This window comes from Pseudomonas sp. Z3-6 (genome assembly GCF_051131985.1).
Taxonomy (GTDB): domain Bacteria; phylum Pseudomonadota; class Gammaproteobacteria; order Pseudomonadales; family Pseudomonadaceae; genus Aquipseudomonas; species Aquipseudomonas zanjanensis.
Genome location: NZ_CP071644.1, coordinates 5,579,855 through 5,597,290, shown reverse-complemented (window position 1 = coordinate 5,597,290; position 17,436 = coordinate 5,579,855). Strand labels below are relative to the sequence as shown.

At 60.9% G+C, this 17,436-nt stretch carries 21 protein-coding genes; 19 read left to right on the top strand and 2 right to left on the bottom strand.

Annotated features, from left to right (window positions below; genetic code table 11):
* Nucleotides 1-10 precede the first annotated feature (10 nt).
* From J3P88_RS24345 to recX, 18 genes are all read left to right on the top strand, one after another.
* Entirely contained in the window at nucleotides 11-343 is a 333-nt protein-coding gene (locus tag J3P88_RS24345) for a phage baseplate protein (RefSeq protein WP_207965436.1), read from the top strand.
* Entirely contained in the window at nucleotides 340-1,335 is a 996-nt protein-coding gene (locus J3P88_RS24340) for a baseplate J/gp47 family protein (protein ID WP_434572058.1), read from the top strand. Before J3P88_RS24345 ends, J3P88_RS24340 begins: the two co-directional genes overlap by 4 nt.
* A complete protein-coding gene (locus tag J3P88_RS24335) occupies nucleotides 1,332-1,967 on the top strand; it encodes a phage tail protein I (protein ID WP_434572056.1) in 636 nt (211 codons plus the stop codon). The genes J3P88_RS24340 and J3P88_RS24335 overlap by 4 nt, the downstream gene beginning before the upstream one ends.
* Nucleotides 1,968-4,475 (top strand): phage tail protein, encoded by a 2,508-nt coding sequence (locus tag J3P88_RS24330; protein WP_434572054.1) that lies wholly within the window; start codon nucleotides 1,968-1,970, stop codon nucleotides 4,473-4,475.
* Entirely contained in the window at nucleotides 4,469-4,879 is a 411-nt protein-coding gene (locus J3P88_RS24325; protein ID WP_250965894.1) for a phage tail assembly chaperone, read from the top strand. Before J3P88_RS24330 ends, J3P88_RS24325 begins: the two co-directional genes overlap by 7 nt.
* A 98-nt stretch (nucleotides 4,880-4,977) precedes the next feature.
* Nucleotides 4,978-5,187 (top strand): hypothetical protein, encoded by a 210-nt coding sequence (locus J3P88_RS24320; protein ID WP_434572051.1) that lies wholly within the window; start codon nucleotides 4,978-4,980, stop codon nucleotides 5,185-5,187.
* 2 nt (nucleotides 5,188-5,189) lie between these two features.
* Nucleotides 5,190-6,356 carry a phage tail protein gene (locus J3P88_RS24315; RefSeq protein ID WP_434572049.1) on the top strand — a complete coding sequence of 389 codons (1,167 nt, stop codon included), beginning with the start codon at nucleotides 5,190-5,192 and terminating at the stop codon, nucleotides 6,354-6,356.
* The gene (locus J3P88_RS24310; protein ID WP_434572047.1) at nucleotides 6,356-6,862 is read left to right on the top strand and encodes a phage major tail tube protein; all 507 of its coding nucleotides are present in this window, start codon (nucleotides 6,356-6,358) and stop codon (nucleotides 6,860-6,862) included. Before J3P88_RS24315 ends, J3P88_RS24310 begins: the two co-directional genes overlap by 1 nt.
* Before the next feature lie 156 nt (nucleotides 6,863-7,018).
* On the top strand, nucleotides 7,019-7,594 hold the full coding sequence (locus J3P88_RS24305) for a phage tail assembly protein (protein WP_434572045.1): 576 nt from the start codon (nucleotides 7,019-7,021) through the stop codon (nucleotides 7,592-7,594).
* A gap of 128 nt (nucleotides 7,595-7,722) precedes the next feature.
* Complete coding sequence (locus tag J3P88_RS24300; RefSeq protein WP_434572043.1) at nucleotides 7,723-9,900, top strand: phage tail tape measure protein; 2,178 nt, start codon at nucleotides 7,723-7,725, stop codon at nucleotides 9,898-9,900.
* Complete coding sequence (locus J3P88_RS24295; protein WP_186705531.1) at nucleotides 9,900-10,283, top strand: phage tail protein; 384 nt, start codon at nucleotides 9,900-9,902, stop codon at nucleotides 10,281-10,283. The genes J3P88_RS24300 and J3P88_RS24295 overlap by 1 nt, the downstream gene beginning before the upstream one ends.
* Entirely contained in the window at nucleotides 10,276-10,488 is a 213-nt protein-coding gene (locus J3P88_RS24290; protein ID WP_186728883.1) for a tail protein X, read from the top strand. Before J3P88_RS24295 ends, J3P88_RS24290 begins: the two co-directional genes overlap by 8 nt.
* Before the next feature lie 9 nt (nucleotides 10,489-10,497).
* On the top strand, nucleotides 10,498-11,514 hold the full coding sequence (locus tag J3P88_RS24285) for a phage late control D family protein (protein ID WP_434572041.1): 1,017 nt from the start codon (nucleotides 10,498-10,500) through the stop codon (nucleotides 11,512-11,514).
* Between the two features lie 350 nt (nucleotides 11,515-11,864).
* Nucleotides 11,865-12,428, top strand: a complete 564-nt coding sequence (locus tag J3P88_RS24280) for a glycoside hydrolase family 19 protein (RefSeq protein WP_434572039.1) — start codon at nucleotides 11,865-11,867, stop codon at nucleotides 12,426-12,428.
* On the top strand, nucleotides 12,410-12,946 hold the full coding sequence (locus tag J3P88_RS24275) for a lysis system i-spanin subunit Rz (RefSeq protein WP_434572037.1): 537 nt from the start codon (nucleotides 12,410-12,412) through the stop codon (nucleotides 12,944-12,946). The genes J3P88_RS24280 and J3P88_RS24275 overlap by 19 nt, the downstream gene beginning before the upstream one ends.
* Before the next feature lie 71 nt (nucleotides 12,947-13,017).
* Entirely contained in the window at nucleotides 13,018-13,518 is a 501-nt protein-coding gene (locus J3P88_RS24270) for a CinA family protein (protein WP_186705552.1), read from the top strand.
* Between the two features lie 83 nt (nucleotides 13,519-13,601).
* On the top strand, nucleotides 13,602-14,654 hold the full coding sequence (gene recA / locus J3P88_RS24265) for a recombinase RecA (protein WP_014336835.1): 1,053 nt from the start codon (nucleotides 13,602-13,604) through the stop codon (nucleotides 14,652-14,654).
* 8 nt (nucleotides 14,655-14,662) lie between these two features.
* Nucleotides 14,663-15,130, top strand: a complete 468-nt coding sequence (recX, locus tag J3P88_RS24260) for a recombination regulator RecX (RefSeq protein WP_434572034.1) — start codon at nucleotides 14,663-14,665, stop codon at nucleotides 15,128-15,130.
* 45 nt (nucleotides 15,131-15,175) lie between these two features.
* Here recX and J3P88_RS24255 read toward each other — a convergent pair whose 3' ends face one another.
* Entirely contained in the window at nucleotides 15,176-16,294 is a 1,119-nt protein-coding gene (locus J3P88_RS24255; RefSeq protein WP_186705554.1) for a TIGR00730 family Rossman fold protein, read from the bottom strand.
* 453 nt (nucleotides 16,295-16,747) lie between these two features.
* Here J3P88_RS24255 and J3P88_RS24250 point away from each other — a divergent pair, with 453 nt between their 5' ends.
* Nucleotides 16,748-16,942, top strand: coding sequence for a hypothetical protein (locus tag J3P88_RS24250; protein ID WP_186705555.1), 195 nt, complete (start codon nucleotides 16,748-16,750; stop codon nucleotides 16,940-16,942).
* Here J3P88_RS24250 and J3P88_RS24245 read toward each other — a convergent pair whose 3' ends face one another.
* Entirely contained in the window at nucleotides 16,943-17,365 is a 423-nt protein-coding gene (locus tag J3P88_RS24245) for a quorum-sensing-regulated virulence factor family protein (protein ID WP_003198359.1), read from the bottom strand.
* Nucleotides 17,366-17,436 lie beyond the last annotated feature (71 nt).

Genomic DNA, 17,436 nt, shown 5'->3' with positions numbered 1-17,436 from the left:
AGACTTCCTCATGATTGGAATCGATCGAAATACCGGCGCCACGGTCGACGACTGGCTGCAGTTCGTGCAGCGCGCCACCCGTGCCTTGACCACGCCGTTGGGCACCCGCCAGAAGCGCCCGTTGTATGGCTGCGCACTGACCCAGTTGCTGGGACAGAACCTCGGCGACGACCTGTTGATCCTCGCCCAGAGCCATGCGGCCCAAGCGTTCTACAACCCCCATAACGGCATCGACGATTTCGAGCCCCAGGTCATCGTCGCCAGCCGGCACGGTGCCGGATTGCTGCTGCGTTTCGCCGGCACCTGGAAAAACCGCAAGCAGACATTCGAGGTGGTGACATGAGCATGTTGATACCCGGCCAGAACCAACTGGCCGAACCGGCCATCGTCACCGTCGAAGCGTTCGAGGACTTGCTCGCCGAGTTCAAGACCTTCGTGGTCGAGTACGTCGCCGCACGTTCTCCCGCCAGCGCCGCCAAGTTGGTGGACAGTCTCGAGAACGAAAGCGAACTGTTGACCCTGGCCCTCGAGGCGTTCTGTGTCCGGCTGCAAACCCACGAACGCAAATACAACGCCCGCATCAAGCAGATGTTGGCGTGGTGGGCCACCGGCACCAACCTCGACGCTCGCCTCGCGGACATGGGGCTCGAACGCCAGTTGCTCGACCCGGGCGACCCAGCGGCGTTCCCGCCCGTCCCCCCGGTCTACGAGAGCGATGACGATGCGCGGTTGCGCTACTACCTGGCGCCCCATGCGCCGGCGGCTGGCTCGCGCATGCAGTATCGGCGGGAGATTTTTACCCTGGGGCAGCGTCCCGTCGTAAAAGTCGAGAACGCCTCGGCGGGTGTGGTGACGGTCACCTACACCTTCGATCCGGACAGCTACGCCGCCCGGATCAAGGACGGTAACGGACGCCGTACCGCGCCCGGCGAAGTCACGGTCACGGTGCTGTCCCGCGACGGCGATGGAACGCCCTCCGAAGCCTTGCTCGACGGCGTCCGCGAGCACTTCGCCCGACCGGATGTACGGCCCGAGACGGACTTGGTCATCGTGCAGGCCGCGCAGATCAAACCTTACAAAATCCGCGTCGTGGCGAAGATCAATCCCGGGCCTGACTCGGGCCTGACCCAGGCTGCCGCACAACAGCAACTGCTGGACTATGCCGAGGCGTGTCATCGCCTGGAAGGTCGGGTGGATCCGAGCTGGATCGACTACACCCTGCACAGCGCTGGCGCGGTTCAGCTGCAGATTCTCGAACCGCTTGCGCCGATTGTGACGACGGCTTTCCAGGCGCCGTACTGCACGGGCGTCGAGGTCGAGGTGGATACGTTATGAGTGACGACACTTCTCGACCGAGCCTGCTGCCGGTCAACAGCTCACCGCTGGAGCGGTCGCTGGATCTCGGGTTCGCCCGGCTGCTGGATCGCGTCGATCCGCCGTTTCCCGAACTGATGAATCCGGCGGCCACGCCTTTGGCGTTCTTGCCTTATCTAGGAGCCGACCGCGGTGTCAGTGAATGGAGTTCCGAGGCGCCCGAAGCTGAGAAGCGCTTGACCGTTGAACTCGCCTGGCCCACCGCTCGGCAGGCCGGGACGCGAAAGGCGCTGGAAAATGCGGCCAAGGGGTTGCAGCTGATGCCTGAAGTGCGCGCCTGGTATGAGCAAACGCCACCGGGCCCGCCCTACAGTTTTTCCGTCAGGGCGTTTACCGAGCAGCCCTACAGCGAAGCCATCGACGCCCGTCTCGACCGCCGCCTGGCCGATGCCAAGAGCGAGCGTGACACCTTGAAGGTGTCTGTCGGCTTGAGCGCATTCGGCCGTCACGTCATCGGCGCCGCGACGCTGTGCGGCGAGCTGACCACGGTTTATCCGATCGTCATCGAAGGCCTCGAAGCCTCGGGCCAGGCCTTCATGGCCGCCGGGCTCTACACCGTCGAAACCTCCACTATTTATCCACAGGGGTCCTAAATGGCCGACTACTACACCCTGCTCACCGATGCGGGGATCGCCTACGAAACCGCCTGCAAGGCGGCGGGCACACCGATCAAACTGTCGCAGATTTCCGTCGGTGACGGTGGCGGCGCCGAATACAACCCGGCCGCAACGGCGACGGCGCTCAAGCGCGAAGTCTGGCGCGGGCCGCTCAATGCGCTGTTCCAGGATGAAAACAATCCGAGCTGGCTGCTGGCCGAAGTCACCATCCCGTCCGACGTCGGCGGCTGGTATGTGCGTGAGGCCGGGATCTGGACCGATACCGGGATTCTTTACGCGATCGTCAAATATCCGGAGTCGTTCAAACCGGTGTTGGCGACGTCCGGTTCGGGGAAAGAGTTTTATATCCGATCGATTTTCGAGACCAGCAATGCCGAGCTGGTGACGTTGCTGATTGACGATACGGTGGTCAAGGCGACGCGGGCTTGGGTTGCAGGTTACGTCGCTGATGAACTCGCCAAGCTCGACAGGAAGCAGTCGGTGCGGGTGGCAACGACGGCCAACATTGTCTTGAGCGGCGCGCAGGCGATCGATGGTGTGGCGGTGATCGCCGGGAATCGGGTCTTGGTCAAGTCACAGACTTTGGCGAAAGACAACGGTATCTACGTTGCCGCGAACGGCGCTTGGGTTCGGGCGAAGGATGCCGATGCGAGTGTCGAGGTGACTTCGGGGTTGATTGTCTCGGTGGAGGAGGGGACGACGCTTGGCAATACGATCTGGCAGTTGATTACCGATGGAGTGATTGTACTGGGCGCTACGGCGTTGACGTTCCAGAACATCACGCAAGGGTTTGCGCCGCTCAATTCACCCGTGCTGCTGGGCGTCCCGACGGCCCCGACTGCTCCGGTCAGCAACAACAATCAGCAACTCGCGACGACTGCGTTTGTGCAGCGTGCGCTCGGCAACCATTCAAGCGTTGGTGGGTTGGACGCGAGTACCGTTCTGACCGCGGATGCGTTCGGCAAGTCGTTCATCATCAATTCGGCCAACCCAGTGAACATCACCTTGCCCAAGGCAAGCACGGGGTTCAATGGCGGCACTATAAACCTGCTAAACGTTTCGACCGGTGCTGCAACCATCGTCTTGCAAGGTACGGATTATGTGGCGGGTATTGCTGCTAATCAGTTGGTGTTGAAGACAATGGACAGCATCACCTTGTCGACCGGCGCGGGCATCACTTGGTACGCGGAGAACGGATCGGTGCCGGATGCGTTGTCTGCTGCATTCAATGGAGGGGTTCGGGCCGTCATGGCTCGTTATGGCCTGGGGGGCTCTGCCTACAGTTACACCGGGAGTATCGATAGCCTTGTGGAAAACGGTGTGTTTCTAGTCAGCGCTTCGACCACGGGAACGAAGCCGGAATATCCCCCACAGCAGGGCACGGGGCAGATTCCCCAGGGCACTGTGTTCCACATGGAGCGGGGCAGTAGCAACATGGCTACGCAGGTTTGGGATTCGTTGGTGAATGCCATCCTACCGATTACTTGTATACGTACGCGTACTGCTAATGGTGTCTGGACTCCTTGGGCGCAGATCTGGAGCAGCAACAACACTCCTAAACAAGCTAACCCGCTCGATCTGACCCCGGGCGCAATGCTTGCTCCAGGGGCGTTTGGAGTGGGCCGCGCAATCGTTGGTACCGCGCTGGATTTGAATGACTACACGATACCGGGTGATTACCTGACAGCCACGTCAGGCCAGCTCAACATCCCGCCCGGCTGGAGCCCTACTCGACGTTACGGCCTCAGGGTTTCCGGCCTGTCCAATGCCGGCGAGCGTCTGACACAAACGCTGATCGGGGGAATGTCGGGGGATGAGGTTGGCATGGCGGTCCGCGCGCGTCGTGAGGATGGGCAGTGGAAAGACTGGGAGGAAATTACAACCAGTCGACACGGTCCTTTCAAGGCAACTCAGACTTATAAGGCCGCCGGGGTGTTTACCTGGGCAGTGCCAGCTGGCGTCAGGAAGGTCTGGGTGACGGTATTCGGCGGTGGTGGCGGTGGCGGGCGCTTCTCCCACGGCGGAGGCGGCGGAGGTGGCGGCGGGATTTCCGAAGGGTTGGTAGACCTGACCGGCGTTTCCTCTGTCACGGTTACTGTCGGCGCTGGTGGGGCTGGCTGGGCCGGAAGTGATGGCGACGGAGCGCCTGGCAATGCATCATCTTTCGGCAGTTTCATGAGTGCAACGGGCGGCGCTGGTGCGTCGAAGTGGTACGGCGGCAGAGCGGGCCTTGGCTCAGGAGGAGATATCAATACCACTTTGGGCTCAGGTGGACATGCAACTCGCCACGACAATGGCCTGGCTTCTTCTGGATCCATATACGGCGGCGGACATGGCGCGGGCGGCCGAGGTTATGGGGCAGGAGCAGGTTCAGTTGAGCAAGGCGGTTCGTCCAGTACGCTTGCCGGCAGCGGCGGGGGCGGCGGCAATGAAAACGGCAACGGCGGCAATGGGTCGCCCGGTCAAGTAGTTATCAGATGGTGATCAACATGTGGGCATTGATACAAGACAGCGTTGTGCATGAGGTGACGGAGGTCGATCCCGCAGGACGTTTCCACCCGGATTTGATGTGGAAGCCATGCGGCGGAGAAGTCAGGCACGGCTGGCGGTACGACGGGGAGGCATTTGTCGAGCCGGTGAGGGAGGGCGATTCCCTGGCCGCCAGCGAGCGAGCCTGGCGCGACGCGCAGATTCACGCCAGCGAGTGGCTCGTGATACGTCATCGAGATGAACAGGACTTGAAACAGGAGACTACCCTGACGGACGCTCAGTTTTCCGAATTGCTTATCTACCGGCAGGCCCTCCGGGACTGGCCGCAGTCACCAAGTTTCCCCGACAGCCAATACCGCCCCGTCGTGCTGCCCTGGTTCGTCAGTCAAACCCAATAAGTCGCCCCGCACCACGGGGCATTTTTTTGACCGTCAAATTTCAACAACACCCAACAGCCCCTTCCCCAGGGGCTTTTTTCATATCCGGAGAAACCCAAATGGCACTACGCCAAACCTACACCGTGCTCCTCCCATTCCCCACCGGAGGCGGGCACTGGTCGACCGTCGGCCAGGAACTCGATCTGCTCGACGTCGAGGCCAACGCTTTGCGCAGCGCCGGTCGCCTGGCATTGAAAAAAACCGAAGCCGTCGAACCGGCTTCTGCATCCAACCCGGCCAAAAAGGCCACCACCAAAAAGGCTGAATAACCATGGCTGAGGTTTTGAACTTCGAGCACAACGGCATTACCGTCAATGCCACCGAATCTCCCGAGGCCATGGGTGGCCTGGGTGACAACGTCATCGGTCTGGTCGGCACCGCGCCGAATGCCAACCCGCTGATTCCGAAAAACACCCCGTTCCGTATCAACAGCTTCACCACCCAGGCCCAGTTGGACCCGACCGGTGCCGAGGCGGGTACGTTGTTCCAGGCGGTCTACCAGATCCTCAAAGTGGTCAAGGTGCCGGTCTATGTGGTCATCGTCGAAGAGGGCGCGACCCTGGCCGACACGCAGAACAACGTGATCGGCGGCATCGAGGCGCAGACCGGGCGCAAGTTGGGCCTGGCCGCGTTGAGTGGCGTCGCGGAAGACCTGACGATTATCGGCGCGCCGGGCTTCACCGGCACCAAGGCCGTGGCCAGCGAATTCGCTTCGTTTGGCAAGCGCATCAAGGCTCGTGTGGTGCTCGATGGCAAGGACGCCGCGGTCGCCGACCAAGTGACCTACAGCCAGGAGCTGGGCGGCGCCGACCTTGGTTTCGACCGTTGCCTGGTGGTGCATAACATGCCGGCGGTGTACTCCAAGGCCGCGAAGAAAAACGTCTTCCTGGCCCCGTCGAGCCTGGCCGTCGCCGCGCTTGCCAAGGTCAAGCAGTGGGAGAGCCCGGGCAACCAGGAGACCTTCGCCGAGGACGTTTCGCGCACCGTCGAATACAACATCCTCGACACCTCCACCGAAGGCGATCTGCTCAACCGCTACGGTGTCAGCTACTACGCCCGGACCATCCTCGGCGGCTTCTCGCTGCTGGGCAACCGCTCCATCACCGGCAAGTTCATCAGCTACGTCGGCCTGGAAGATGCCATCAGCCGCAAGCTGGTGAAGGCCGGCCAGAAAGCCATGGCCAAGAACCTGACCAAATCGTTCATGGACCAGGAGGTCAAGCGCATCAACGACTGGCTGCAAACCCTGGTGGCCGACGAAACCATCCCTGGTGGCAGCGTGTACCTGCACCCGGAATTGAACAGCGTCGAGAAGTACAAGAACGGCACCTGGTACGTGGTCATCGACTACGGCCGCTACGCACCGAACGAACACATGATTTATCAACTCAATGCCCGCGATGAAATCATCGAGCAGTTCCTGGAGGACGTTCTCTAATGTTTACCAACCGCGTAAGACAGGCCATCGCGGCCACCCTGCAAGGCCTGCCGTTGTCGGCGACCGTAGAAGACTTCTCCCCGCCAAAGATCGAATTCGACATGGAAGAGATGCGTGGCGGCCGTTTCATTGGCGAGGAAATGGCCAAGGGCGGCAAGGTGCTGACGGCCAAGCTGACCCTGCAAGGCCTCGGTCCGGAAGTCATGCTGGCGTTGGGCGTGACGGTGGGCGAGGACATTCTGCTCAACGTGCGTGAAGCCGGCCAGGACCAGGACGGCAACACCTGGTTCACCTATCACACGGTGGGCGGCAAGTTGAAATCCCTCGAGGAAACCCCGCTGAAAATGAATGAGAAGCCCAAGACCAATCTTGAGTTGTCCTGCCGCACTTACAACCGTCTGGAAAACGGCGTGCCGGTGATCGACATCGACGTGCGCACCCAGAAGTTCGTGCTCAACGGCGTTGACATTCTTGGCGATGCGCGCCGTGCGGTGTTGCTGCCTTAAACAAACCAGCTGGCTAGACACAGTCCCTGTGGGAGCGGGCTTGCTCGCGAAGAGGCCATCAGCTTCAACAGCAATGTTGACTGACACACCGCTTTCGCGAGCAAGCCCGCTCCCACAGGTGGCTCGTCCACGCTGCTTCACCAAGGAACTGATTTCATGTCCTGGATGCCTCCTAACCATGAGCTGCTGTCGCCGATCACCGGTGACGATGGCTCGCAGATCGAGCAGCTCCCACTCAAGCCTCTGTACTACGCCGCGCAAAAAGAGGCCCTGGCCCGCGCTGGCGATGACGAAGACGATCAGTTCTTCGAACTGGCCAAACTGGCCACCGGCCTGTCGGTCAAGGAACTCGACCAGCTCAAGCGCCCGGACTACGTGAGCATTGCCCAGTACGTGCACGAAATGTCCACCCGCCCGGCGTCGCACTTCCTGGAATCGGTGGACAGCGCAGCGGTCGATCCCGATCAGGTGCAGCTGCTGCAACCGCTCGACATCGCGGGCCGCAGCCTGACCTCGTTGACCCTGGAAATGCCGGTGCTGCGTGCCACCAAGGCCATGAAAAAACTGAAGACGGCCAAGGAACGCGCCGAGTTCATCACCGCCCATTGCACTGGCCTGATGATCCCCGACCTCGATCACCTGACTGTGCCCGACTGGACACAACTTCAGGTACGCATCGACGATTTTTTAAACAAACCGGCGGACTTCTTTCGGAGCGCGACATCGAAGTGATCCTCGATGTGGTGCCGCTCATTTACTCGGTAAGTGAGGCGGAAATCCTGGAGTGGGACGCCGGCAAGGCCTTGCGCCGCTACGACATCGCGATCACTCGCCTTGGCGTGAAACAGGAGTAGAGCGGGATGGCGGACGATAGATATTCGCTCAAATACGCAACCTTCAATGAGCCTGGGTTGGCGTTCGGTAATGCCAGCCTCACCAGTGGCGTGTCGGCACAAGGCGCGTTCGCCAGGGATCAACTGGCGAGCCTCGATCTGGCATTGGAGACACTCGGTCTCAAGCTCGGACTGCTGACCACGGCGATCGAATCGCTGACCGTGAAGCTTTCGGCGCAACGATTGTTCTCCCAAACAATGGGCGGCGGCGCCAAGGGCGAGTCGGCCAATGAGCAAAAGGGCAAGTCCAGTGGCGGTATCGAACCACCGGCGCTGCTCAAACCTGCGATAGCGATGGATTCGGCCATGGCCGATCTGAAGCAGGTCACCGGATTTACCCCGCGCCAGATCGAACAGACGACTGAGTCAACCCGGCATGTCGCCACCGCTCAGTTGGTGGCGGCCGGGGGCACCACGGCGGTTGAAGTGGTGAGAATGCAAAGCCTGGCGGCCAGCAAAGGCATCGGCAACGATTTGCCCAAGGCCTCGGACCGACCGTCGGAGCTGTCGCGTTTCGCCTCGGATGCTGCCGTCATCGCGACGGCGACCAAGAGGCCGGCCATGGAGGTTGCCGAGATGCTCGCCGACTGGCGCATCTCCATGAAGCTCAGCGGCGCTCAAGCCTTTGACTTGGCGGATGCAACCAACCAGTTGGGCAAGCTACCCGATGGTGCGAAACCGGCCGAGATCGGCGCGGTCTTGCAGCGTGACGGTGCGGCTGCAACGACGGCAGGCCTGGCCCCTGCCCAAGCCGCAGCGGTAACGGCGGCATTGCTCAATACCGGGACCAAACAAGCGGAAGCCGGCGTGGCGCTGGATAGCTTCGCGACGGCCCTGGGCAAGGGTGGCCAAGTCTCCGCCACCGAGCAAAAGGCCTGGAAACAGTTGGGCCTGGAACCCACGGCGGTGGCGAGCGGCTTGCGTGACAAGGAGACAGCGCCTGGCACGGTGATGACAGTGCTGGCGGCCTTGAACGCGCAACCGGCCGAAAGGCGCTCGGCCCTTGCCACGACGTTATTCAGCAATGGCGATGAAGCCGTGCTGCGCATGGCGCAGAAGCTGTCCGATGTGAACGCAGCTTTCTTGCAGGTGAAAGACCCAGGCCAATACGCCACTTCACAATTGGGCAACGACGGTTCGGTGCGGCAGGATGCATTGGCGCTGTCGAAAACCCATCAAGGCCAACTGAATATCCTCAACGCCCGTAACGAGCGTTTGTCGTTGGCCACGGGAAACGCGCTGATGCCTTCGGCGGGTAGCTCATTTCAGGGGCTGGGTTCGCTCGCCGATGGCATGAGTGAATTGGCAGAGTCCTCACCCAAAGCCGCCGCGGCCATCGTGTTGATCGGCGCGGCGATCAAACCGCTGGTGGGCGCGTTGCTCAAGGCGGTAGGAGATGAGATCTCCAGTCAGGTGGCCAAGCGGGTGTTGGGGAGGGCCGCTCCGCACCTTCCCGGTCGATTGGGTGAAGCGATCTCCGAAGATTTCAGAAATCCTCGGGTGGGCAAGCTGGATACAAGCAATGCCAACCAGCGTCCCGAATCCCCGAAAGGGTCGAAAATACGCGTCAGTACACGAGGCTCACTGGGAGGCGCAGGGCGTTTTTCACTCGCGCCAACCGCCTCGTTACGCTCGATGACTCGCAGGGCGCCAGGCCCATTAAAAGTCGTTGGTGCCGTCGCTGATGTGGCCGAGGGAGTGCTGACCGGCGACAAACGAATGATGGGCGCAGGCCTGGGCGCCGCAGGTGGCGGCTGGGCCGGCGCTGCTGCGGGGGCTGCGGCCGGTGCTGCGTTGGGGAGTGTCGTGCCGGTGCTCGGCACTGCCATTGGTGGCGTGCTTGGCGGACTGCTGGGCGGCTGGCTGGGGAGCGATGCCGGCGCGTCTCTGGGGGAAAAACTCGTCGCCCCGGTCGACAGGCTCGCCGCGCCAGAGCAGGTCAGCAAAGACCTGGCTAGCACCCAGGCAACCACCCAGCAAAACACCATGACCGCCAACATCTACATCAACGGCCAGGACCAGGCCAGTGCGAGCCAGTTGGCGAACTTGGTGGTGCAACAGATCAGCGGCCAATTTGGCCTGACATCCATGCCCAACTCACTGGCCATGCGCAGTGATGCGGCCCTGACCGACGGAGGTACGTGATGCGTCAACAAATGGCCCTCGGCAGTTTCATCTTTGGTCTGTCGAGAAATTTTGCGTACCACCAGTTGGTACACACCTCGGATGGCGGCTGGAAAAACATCGACATCCTCACCAGCAAGCCCAAGTCCAGCCAGATCGGCCAAGGCCTGCAAGGGCTGACGATTACCGGCAAATCGATGTACGCCACCGCCATGGATCGCCTCGATGAGTTGCGCGCGTTGCAGGCGCAGCGCGTCCCACTGCCGTTGGTCGATGGCATCGGCCGCAACTGGGGCCTGTGGCAGATCAACAATGTCACGGAAACCCAGACCGCAATCATTGATGACGGCACGGCGATGGTGGTGGGCTGGGTGGTTGATTTGAAGGAGTTCGCCAATGCGTAGGGTTCGAAGTATCGCCGGTGATTCGGTGAATCTCTTGCTCTATCGGGAGCTGGAACGTTGCGACGACCTCGTCGAGGAGGCGCTCTGGCGTCTCAATCCCGGATTGGCTGAATGGGGCCCGGTATTGCCGGCGGGTGTGTGGGTGGTCTTGCCGGAAGTGGACCTCAAGCCCGTGGCAACCCCACCGGTTTCGGCCTGGGATTAAGGAGGCGACATGGCATTGGGTTTTACGCCTGCGGTGGAGATTTATGGCGCGAACGCCGCGCTGCTCAACGAACGCCTGCTCAAGTGGGAGCATGTCGACGCGGCGGGCATCGAGTCCGATCAGCTGACGCTCACCATCAGCCTGGACGGTCTGGAAGGGTTGCCCAGCCTGGGTGGGAAAATCGGCCTGCGGGTCGGTTACCTGGAATCGGGCCTGGTGGACAAAGGCGAGTTCGTCATCACTCGGCGCACGCCGTTCCTGTTTCCGCTGCAACTGGTGCTAGTGGCCATGGCGGCGCCGTTCAGCGCGGCGGACCAGACTGGGTTCAAGCAGCGCCGATCCGTCAGCCATGGTCCGACGACCCTGGGGGCGCTGTTTCGTCAGCTGACTTTCAGGCACGGGTTTTCGCCCCGTGTGGCGCCGGACCTGTCGCTGATAAAAATCGAGCACATTGACCAGTCCAACGAAACCGACATGGGATTCCTCACGCGGCTGGCCCATCGTTATGACGCCGTCGCCAAACCAGTCAACGAGCTGTATGTGCTGGCCCGGCGCGGCCAGGCGAAGTCGTTGTCGGGCAAGGTCCTGCCCGAGATGAAACTGTCGGTGACGACCAACAATCGCCCGGGCGACCACGCCTTCATTTCGGCCAAGTTTGATGAAACCGCCCGAGCCAAGTACCAGGGCTGCAAGACCCATTGGTGGGATGCGGCGGCCGGCAAGCTGCAGGTCGAGAAGAGCGGCATCGCGCCGTTCAAGACCCTGCGCCAACGCTTTCAGAGCGCAGACGACGCCCGCGCCGCCGGTGAAGGCGAGGTGCGGCGGATGGAGCGCGAGGCCCTCAAGGTCAAGATCGAATGCCCTGGCAACCCGGGGCTGTCTGCCGAGGGCATCGTACTGCTGGACCCGTCCTGGCCGGACTTCATGCGCGGTCGCTGGTCGATCGACAAAGTCACCGCCAGCGGCGACCGGGAAAAAAGCTACCGCTGCACCATTGACGCAACCTGCCTGGACGCCAAGGCCTGACCCTACCCACCCTGTGGGAGCGAGCTTGCTCGCAAAGACGCCAGAACATCCAGCATCAATGTTGCCTGACGCGCCGCTTTCGCGAGCAAGCCCGCTCCCACAGAAGGACTCGGATGGGCGCATGGGTATGTGCAACGCCGAGCAAACCTGTGGGAGCGAGCCTGCTCGCGATAGCGTCAGCTCAGTCACTTTGATATCGACTGACCCACCGCTATCGCGAGCAGGCTCGCTCCCACAGGTATTCCTCGACTGCAACTTTCAACAACTGGAATTCCTCCATGAAGATCACACCGATCCTCACGCAGTTTTTCTGAAGCCGATCCAGCATCGGGTCAATCAAGGAGAATGCCATGCTCGTCACGCGAGCCCAACTGCTGCAAATCCTCCCGAGCGCCGGCGCCAATGCCAGCGTTTTTGCACCGGTCCTGAACGCTGCCATGGACCGCTATCGGATCATCAGCGTCAAACGAATGGCCGCGTTCCTGGCCCAGGTCGGTCATGAGTCGGGACAATTGCGTTATGTGCGCGAGCTAGGCAGCGAGCAGTACCTTGGAAAATACGATACCGGAACCCTGGCCGTTCGCCTGGGCAACTCGCCCCAGGCTGATGGTGACGGTCAAAAGTATCGCGGCCGAGGGCTGATCCAGATTACCGGCCACGACAACTATCTGCGTTGCAGCCTCGGCCTGTTCGGCGACGAACGCCTGCTGGCCTTGCCTGAGCTTCTCGAACGGCCGCAATGGGCCGCCGAATCCGCCGCCTGGTTCTGGGAGCAGAACGGCTTGAACGAATTGGCCGACCGCGATCAGTTCAACAGCATCATTCGCCGTATCAATGGCGGTTTGAACGGCCTGGAGGACCGCCTGCAATTGTGGGCGCGGGCGAAGGAGGTGTTGTGCCAACCTTCGACCTGATGCCCTTTTCATCCCGTGCCCTGGGCGTTGTCGTGTTGCTCGCGCTGCTGGCCGGCGGTTCGGCGCTGCTTGCGTGGCGGGTCCAGGATTGGCGTTACGGTCACCAGTTGGCCCGGCTCGCGCAGGCTCAGGCCGAAACGCTGAATCAAATCACCCAGGCGGCTGCGATGCAGCAAAAGGCCGAGCAAGACAAGCACCGGGTCCTGGAGCTACAACTCGCTGCCAGCGAACAAACCCATTACCGAGCCTTGAGCGATGCCCAACGTGACCAGGATCGCCTGCGCGATCGTCTTGCTACTGCCGATGTCCGGCTGTCAGTCCTCCTCGACGCCGACGATGTTGCCGCCGGCTGTGCAGTGCCTGCCGCCGCCCGCGCCAGCGGCGTGGATCATGGCGCCCCACGCGCCCGACTTGACCCGGCGCATGCTCAACGAATTATCGCCATCACCGACGCCGGTGATCGCGGATTGATCGCGTTGCAGGCTTGCCAGGCCTACATCAGGGCCCTGGGTCAGTAGTCTGGCGAGCCTTGCAAGCTTCGATCGCTCGTGTACGGTAGGCCCCAATTGCGTGGAATCAGGAGAGCACCATGGACGACATTACCGAACTGGCCGCGGAACTGGGCAGGCGCCTGCAGCGGCTCAATGCCCATGTGACCACAGCCGAGTCCTGTACGGGCGGGGGGATTGCCGAGGCCATCACGCGGATCCCCGGGAGTTCGGCCTGGTTCGAGGCCGGTTATGTCACCTATTCCAATCGTCAGAAAAGCCAGCAGCTGGATGTGCCCGCCGAGTTGTTCGAAAAGGTGGGGGCGGTCAGCCGCGAGGTGGTCGAGGCCATGGCGCTAGGTGCCCAGCGCAAAAGCCTGGCGCGGTTTGCCGTGGCGGTCAGCGGCGTGGCCGGGCCGGACGGGGGTTCGCCGAGCAAACCGGTGGGTACCGTGTGGATCGCCTGGAGGGTCGGCGAGGCGGTGTACAGCGAGCGGAAACTCTTCCCAGGCAACCGTGACGAGGTCCGCCGACAAACGGTGAAGGCCGCGCTAGACGGGCTGTTACAACATGCCGCCGTAGAAATCTCAAATCAGGGGTAGGCGATCCCGGATCGCTGTGGAATAATACTGGCTACTTATACAGGTGTTGGCCGCCAGGCCTTATTGATTACGTGAGGACTTTAATGGACGACAACAAGAAGAAAGCCTTGGCTGCGGCCTTGGGTCAGATCGAACGTCAATTCGGCAAGGGTGCCGTAATGCGTATGGGCGATCAGGACCGTCAGGCTATTCCTTCCATCTCCACCGGCTCCCTGGGCCTGGACATTGCGCTAGGCATTGGCGGTCTGCCAAAAGGCCGAATCGTTGAAATCTACGGTCCTGAATCGTCCGGTAAAACCACACTGACCTTGTCTGTGATCGCCCAGGCCCAAAAAGCCGGCGCGACCTGCGCCTTCGTCGATGCCGAACACGCCCTGGACCCGGAATACGCCGGCAAACTGGGTGTCAACGTCGACGACCTGCTGGTTTCCCAGCCGGACACTGGCGAACAAGCCCTGGAAATCACCGACATGCTGGTGCGTTCCAATGCGGTTGACGTGATCATCGTCGACTCCGTGGCTGCACTGGTGCCAAAGGCTGAAATCGAAGGTGAAATGGGCGACATGCACGTGGGCCTCCAGGCTCGCCTGATGTCCCAGGCCCTGCGTAAAATCACCGGTAACATCAAGAATGCCAACTGCCTGGTGATCTTCATCAACCAGATCCGTATGAAGATCGGCGTGATGTTCGGCAGCCCGGAAACCACCACCGGTGGTAACGCACTGAAATTCTACGCCTCGGTTCGCCTCGACATCCGCCGTACCGGCGCGGTGAAAGAAGGTGACGAAGTGGTCGGCAGCGAAACCCGCGTCAAGGTCGTGAAGAACAAGGTGGCTTCGCCGTTCCGTCAGGCCGAGTTCCAGATTCTTTACGGCAAGGGCATCTACCTCAATGGCGAGATGATCGACCTGGGTGTGTTGCACGGTTTCGTCGAGAAGTCGGGCGCCTGGTACGCCTACAACGGCACCAAGATCGGTCAGGGCAAGGCCAACTCGGCCAAGTTCCTGGCGGATAACCCGGAAGTTGCCGCGGCCCTCGAGAAGCAGCTGCGTGACAAGCTGTTGAGCCCGGTGGCAGACGTCAAGTCCGTGGCTAATCGCGAGCCCGTTGACGACCTGGCTGATGCCGACATCTGATTGATCCGATGACCGTCGTACTCGATACCCTCGTCGCGGTGCGGCGAACCGCGATGGACCTGCTCGCCAGACGCGAGCACGGTCGGGTCGAGCTGACGCGTAAACTGCGTCAGCGCGGCGCAGCCGATGAGTTGATCGACACAGCCCTCGACCGCTTGACTGAAGAGGGCTTGCTGTCGGAGTCCCGTTACCTGGAAAGCTTCGTCGCTTATCGTGCTCGCTCCGGCTATGGTCCTTTACGCATTCGTGAGGAACTGGGCCAACGCGGCTTGCAACGCCAGGACATCGAACTTGCCTTGCGCGAAAGCGGTATCGATTGGCAGGAGCAACTGACGGACACCTGGCGTCGCAAGTTCTCAGGGCATTTGCCCATCGATGCACGGGAGCGAGCCAAGCAGGGGCGTTTCCTGGCGTACCGAGGGTATTCCATGGAAATGATCAACCGCTTGTTCAGCGGTCGCGGTATGGATGATTGAATAAAAACGGCCCGCTATTTCGATAGCGGGCCGTTTTTTTATGGCTCAGGTTACCTTGATCGGCTCCCATGTGAGGGGGTGGGTCTTCTGGGTGGGCTGGGCCCAGTTTTCCGGCAGGTTGATGTAATCCACCAGCTCCCTCAAGCGACCGTGGTTGCGAGCGTTGAAGGCGAACGTCAGCCGTGTCAGATGACTGAACCGGGCCTCGTCGTGCTCTTCACCGCTGTAGTCATGTTGATGAAAACAGTCGTTCAGGCACAGGTCGGCAAAATCCACCTGCATCTGCTGCACCGCCTGTTCGCTTAGCTTGTGATTCATGCGGATCACGAACTGGTGCTTGAGCCAGCGACTGGAATGGAAGTTGCGGTAGAACTGGTTGATCTCTTCCACGGCCTCCTCGGCGTTGTATACCAGGCGCATGAGCTTCATGTCTGTGGGCAGGATGTAGCGATTCTCCTCCAACTGCTCGCGGATAAAATCCAGGGCGCCTTGCCAGAACTTGCCTCCGGGAACATCCAGCAGGACCACCGGTACCAATGGGCTTTTACCGGTCTGGATCAGCGTCAGGACTTCCAGCGCCTCATCAAGCGTGCCGAAACCGCCGGGACAGAGCACCAGTGCGTCGGCCTCCTTGACGAAAAACAGTTTACGGGTAAAGAAGAAGTGGAATGGCAACAGATTCGACGTGCCTTCAACAGTCGGGTTTGCGTGCTGTTCGAAAGGCAGGGTGATATTGAATCCCAGGCTATGGTCACGCCCTGCGCCTTCATGGGCCGCAGCCATGATGCCACCGCCGGCACCGGTGATGACCATCATGTCCGAGCGGGCCAGCGCAGCGCCCAACTCTCGGGCCAGGCCGTACAGAGGATGTTCGATGGGCGTTCGGGCCGAGCCGAAGACTGTAACCTTGCGCCGGCCCTTGAATTGTTCGAGCGTACGGAAGGCCTGTTCCAATTCCCTTAGGGCTTGCAGCGTAATCTTGGCATTCCAGCGGTTGTGATCCTCCTCGGCCATGCGCAGCACAGTCAGGATCATGTCGCGGTAAATGGGGAGGTTGGGGCTGTCGGGTGATACCAGGTTGAGTTGTTCTTCGACCTTGCGGGTGAGGTCGTGGCCGTGATTCTCAAAATGACGATTGAGCAGGTCATTCGGTTTATAAGGCATTCAGCTTCTCCTTCTTAACAGGACCCCGGCCCGAACGAGAGATTCGTTCGGGCCACGACACTCCGTGTGTCGTTGTCAGCCCAGGCATCGGCTGGCGGCTGACCTGGCTTGACGCGGTCTGAGGCAGGGCGACCAAGCCATCCAACGGGTTCTGTTTTTCCCTTTGATAAAAACAAGCACGCCAAAGTGTTGGCCGGACAGGCTCTTTCTGCCCGGTGCAACTGCTAAGAATACTTTTGAATCTAGCCGATCTTTGCTGTCCTGATCATGGCGCTCAAAAGTGACCGTTGGCAACCGCTGGATAAGCGCACGGCAATATCGCGCCGCTCGTCAGATTGCCGGCCGACTGCGTGTCGCTCTGATTTACTGATAACAAGCGTGCCAACGTAATTGACGCCCAGGGCTGGGTGCCACGTGATGGATTGAAGCGGATCGGGCAGGGAGGCGGGAGAGATGGCCAGGGTGACTCTGGAACTCGACAGGCAGTTGTACTTGATGCTGTTGGAATCGGCACAGGCCAATCGGGTGAGTCTTGAGGAAGAATGCTGTCGCCGGCTGGGCGGGCGAGCATGGCGCTCGCGCTATCTGCAGGCGCTGGTGGCGGAACTGCGCGCCGACGATGAGCAGCGGCGCGCAAGCTCGGGTTGATTACTTCTTCGTCTTGGCGGGTTTCGGGCAATCCGATTCCTGGAAGCGTTCGGTCGCGACCGGACGGTTGGTCTTAACCTCGGTAAATTCATAGCGCATCGTCGCGCCCTTGGCCATCAACTTGCGAAAGCCCGGATTGGTGCACACCGTGGAACCCAGTTGGAAATACACGGCCTTGGGGTCTGCGCGCATTTTCTGGGCATGGCTGCTTTGCACGCTGAGGTGGTTGATCAGCTCGGTGCCTTCGACGGTATAACCTTGGTCGAGAATGTCTTCGTTGATCGCCCGTGGCGTGCCGACGCTACTTTCCTTGGCAACGTTCTGCAGCATCTTGTTCAGTTCGAGTTCTTTCAGCGAGGCAGCCTGAGCGCTGAAGGACGTCGCCAGCAGAACGGCAACGGTAGGGACGATAAGGCGCAGCATGAAACTCTCCTGGTTCAGTGACTGGTGGTTCGACCGATCACATGACTGTGCGTTCAGTGGCCGGGGATTAT

Excerpts from the sequence above, each read along its gene's own strand:
- J3P88_RS24345 (WP_207965436.1), top strand. The coding sequence starts at position 11 with ATGATTGGAATCGATCGAAATACCGGCGCCACGGTCGACGACTGGCTG.
- J3P88_RS24340 (WP_434572058.1), top strand. The coding sequence starts at position 340 with ATGAGCATGTTGATACCCGGCCAGAACCAACTGGCCGAACCGGCCATC.
- J3P88_RS24335 (WP_434572056.1), top strand. The coding sequence starts at position 1,332 with ATGAGTGACGACACTTCTCGACCGAGCCTGCTGCCGGTCAACAGCTCA.
- J3P88_RS24330 (WP_434572054.1), top strand. The coding sequence starts at position 1,968 with ATGGCCGACTACTACACCCTGCTCACCGATGCGGGGATCGCCTACGAA.
- J3P88_RS24325 (WP_250965894.1), top strand. The coding sequence starts at position 4,469 with ATGGTGATCAACATGTGGGCATTGATACAAGACAGCGTTGTGCATGAG.
- J3P88_RS24320 (WP_434572051.1), top strand. The coding sequence starts at position 4,978 with ATGGCACTACGCCAAACCTACACCGTGCTCCTCCCATTCCCCACCGGA.
- J3P88_RS24315 (WP_434572049.1), top strand. The coding sequence starts at position 5,190 with ATGGCTGAGGTTTTGAACTTCGAGCACAACGGCATTACCGTCAATGCC.
- J3P88_RS24310 (WP_434572047.1), top strand. The coding sequence starts at position 6,356 with ATGTTTACCAACCGCGTAAGACAGGCCATCGCGGCCACCCTGCAAGGC.
- J3P88_RS24305 (WP_434572045.1), top strand. The coding sequence starts at position 7,019 with ATGTCCTGGATGCCTCCTAACCATGAGCTGCTGTCGCCGATCACCGGT.
- J3P88_RS24300 (WP_434572043.1), top strand. The coding sequence starts at position 7,723 with ATGGCGGACGATAGATATTCGCTCAAATACGCAACCTTCAATGAGCCT.
- J3P88_RS24295 (WP_186705531.1), top strand. The coding sequence starts at position 9,900 with ATGCGTCAACAAATGGCCCTCGGCAGTTTCATCTTTGGTCTGTCGAGA.
- J3P88_RS24290 (WP_186728883.1), top strand. The coding sequence starts at position 10,276 with ATGCGTAGGGTTCGAAGTATCGCCGGTGATTCGGTGAATCTCTTGCTC.
- J3P88_RS24285 (WP_434572041.1), top strand. The coding sequence starts at position 10,498 with ATGGCATTGGGTTTTACGCCTGCGGTGGAGATTTATGGCGCGAACGCC.
- J3P88_RS24280 (WP_434572039.1), top strand. The coding sequence starts at position 11,865 with ATGCTCGTCACGCGAGCCCAACTGCTGCAAATCCTCCCGAGCGCCGGC.
- J3P88_RS24270 (WP_186705552.1), top strand. The coding sequence starts at position 13,018 with ATGGACGACATTACCGAACTGGCCGCGGAACTGGGCAGGCGCCTGCAG.
- recA (WP_014336835.1), top strand. The coding sequence starts at position 13,602 with ATGGACGACAACAAGAAGAAAGCCTTGGCTGCGGCCTTGGGTCAGATC.
- recX (WP_434572034.1), top strand. The coding sequence starts at position 14,663 with ATGACCGTCGTACTCGATACCCTCGTCGCGGTGCGGCGAACCGCGATG.
- J3P88_RS24255 (WP_186705554.1), bottom strand. The coding sequence starts at position 16,294 with ATGCCTTATAAACCGAATGACCTGCTCAATCGTCATTTTGAGAATCAC.
- J3P88_RS24250 (WP_186705555.1), top strand. The coding sequence starts at position 16,748 with ATGGCCAGGGTGACTCTGGAACTCGACAGGCAGTTGTACTTGATGCTG.
- J3P88_RS24245 (WP_003198359.1), bottom strand. The coding sequence starts at position 17,365 with ATGCTGCGCCTTATCGTCCCTACCGTTGCCGTTCTGCTGGCGACGTCC.